This is a genomic window from Allobosea sp. P4_C6 (genome assembly GCF_056402015.1).
In genome coordinates this window covers 1-2,820 of sequence record NZ_JBFUIF010000166.1, presented here as the reverse complement: position 1 = coordinate 2,820, position 2,820 = coordinate 1, and the positions used below count along the sequence as shown (strand labels likewise).

Here is a 2,820-nt window from a genome sequence, read left to right as displayed (position 1 = left end):
CACTCGGCGTGTACAGTTTCCAGGCGAATGGCGCCTGGACCTTTGATCCGGCGCCGGGTCAGGCGAACGCGGCCGGGATCAGCGCCGGCTTCACCTACCAGATCACCGATGGCGACAATGACACGTCGACGGCCACTCAGATCGTCGACATCACCAACGTCAACAACGTTCCTATCGGCGGATCGCTGGCCGCGACGGTGGACGACGAGGGGCTGGCGCATGGGATCCTAGGCGGCACCGGTGACGCTGACACGAATTCTGCGTTCGCCTCCGGCACGCTGATCGGCTCGGGCGACGATGGCGCCCTGTCCTTCAGCTTCGCCAATCTGGCGGGTGGCACAGCCACCGTGGGACAGGAAACTGTGACCTACGGTTGGAACGACTCAACGAACGTGCTGACGGCAACGATCACTGCCAGCACTGATCCCGCGCGCGTGAACAGCACCCTATTCACCGTAGCGGTGACGTCAGCGACCGGCGCCTATACGCTAACGCTGATAGAGAACGTGCTGCACGCGACAGGCAATGCCGAGAATGGTGGTATCACGCTGGCGCTTCAGTACACGGTGAGCGACAGCGACGGCGACATGAGCCTTGCGGATACCGCACTCGGGACGCTGACCGTGACCTTTGATGATGACGCGCCGGTGAATTTCGCTGCGCAGCCAATGCGCATCGAGAACGGTGTCAACGCAGTTGGCAGCGGCGATCTCAATTTCTTTGAGAACATTGGCGCCGATGGTGGCGCGGTGGTGTTCTCCGGAACCAACAACGCCACGCTTCAGACAACCGGTGGCACGGACGTCACCTCAGGTGGCCAAGTGGTCCATTTGTTCGGCTACGGTAGCGACCTGCTGACAGCGAAGATTGGAGCGGACGCGGCCGGAAACGGCGGAACAACCGTGTTTACGGTAACACTGTCGCCGAATGCGGCAAATGAGGATTTGGACGCCTATACGGTGCAATTCTTCAAGTCCATCGACGACGGAAGCCAGCTTCAACTCAATTCGCTCAGCTTCTCAGCTTCGGCCGGAAATCCAAGATTCACGACCATCGACAACACGTCAAGCACGGCCGACTTGTTGTTTTCTGGTGCAAACCGGACCGGAACATCGGTGGTCGCCGATACCGTTAACACCAACAGCAACAATGTCGGTATTGGATCGGGCCAGTCCCTCGACGACAATGACATCGTCAGAGTCGATTTCGTGTCAAATCCCACAACGACGGGCAGTAATTTTAATAGTCAAACCTACAGCTACGGTCTTCACTATCTCGTAAATTCCTTTGGCTTCAACATTCAAGGAACGTCCAGCTCCGTTGAAATGGTTGTGAGGGCAATTATTGCCCCAGATAACAATCCGAGCGGGAATTCAAGCGCTCTTAGCGCTGCGCTAACGGGTACGGGGACACCAGCGACAATTACTGGAATTACGGTCAATGGCGTGAATCTCAGCCTCAACAGCCTGGAATTTGTTGGCAACGGCTATTTGTTGACCGGCTTGCATCAAGGGGACGTCGTAAACGTGATCGCGACGGACGGGTTCAGCCGGATCGAGATCGAGAATCCATCGTCCAATTATTCCGGTTTCGCGGCGCCTAGCGGAGGGAATCTCGATAGCGACAGCTTCAAATTGGGGGCCTTCTCCTATGGCGTCCTGACAGGCGGCGTGGGTGTTGAAAAATCCCTATCGTTCAACGTCCTCGCTACGGATTCAGATGGCGATACCGCGACGGGAACCCTGTCGATCACGACGCATCCTCCAGGCTTGACCCTGAGCGGTACAGCTGAGGCGGAGTCACTTGTCGCTGGCAATACGGGCGAGTCCCTCAATGGCCTTGGCGGAGATGATTGGCTGATCGGCGGCCCCGGCGCYGACATCCTGAATGGTGGCGCCCATGACTTTCTTGGCGACACGGCCTTCTATCGCAATTCCTCCGCCGGGGTGACTGTCAATCTGAACACCAATAGCGGCATTGGGGGGGACGCCCAGGGCGATACCTATTCGTACATCGAAAACCTCACAGGTTCGAATTTTGCCGACAGCCTAACGGGTGATGACAACGCCAACACACTCAACGGCCTAAATGGGAACGACACCCTCAACGGCGGGGCGGGGAATGACATCCTGAACGGCGGCGCGGGTGGCGACACCCTCATTGGTGGAACTGGGCAGGACACACTAACCGGAGGAGAAGGCAGTGACGTCTTCGTCATGGATACGTCTCATCTGACGCTTGCGGCTGGCGACTTGATCACCGATCTCAACTCCGGCGGTGTCCAGGACACGATTGACCTCAGCGCGTTGCTGGCTTCGCTTGGCGGCGATGCGCCAACGACAACGGCGCAGGCCGATGCGGTGGTGAATGTCTCGGGCACGCAATTGCTGGTGGATGACAATGGGACGGCCGCGGGCGAAAACTTCGTTGTGGTCGCGGAGTTCTCGGCTCCGGTCGCATCCGTGCAGATTCTGTATGATCACAATCAGCAGACGATCGTCACGTAGCGTCCTGGGGGCAGCTTGATCAGCGGCTCTGTTTGGCGCCGCCAACACCAGGAAAGTAAAGTCGGAGCGCAGCAAGCCGCTTGAGCCGAAGAAGTAACGAGGTCCGATCAATGCCGCCGAACGACGACACGCCAATGCTGGACGAGATCATCCTAGCCCTTCAAGCCGGCGCGGAGGACGTGGCGGCTGCGACTGTCCTCGAGCTGACGGCCGACGATCTCATTGCCGGGGGCGGCGAGATCGTCGATCTAGCAAATATCCTTGGGCAAGGCGGCGAACTGGGCGAAAACCTTGCCGGCACGCAGGTCGAGCT

At 58.6% G+C, this 2,820-nt stretch carries 1 protein-coding gene and 1 pseudogene; both read left to right on the top strand.

Annotated elements, in window-relative coordinates:
* A pseudogene (locus AC1DVA_RS27415) lies at positions 1-2,507 on the top strand (hypothetical protein); the annotation flags it as partial.
* Between the two features lie 110 nt (positions 2,508-2,617).
* Positions 2,618-2,820: hypothetical protein (locus AC1DVA_RS27410; protein WP_476807986.1), on the top strand; the 203-nt coding region annotated here is incomplete at its 3' end.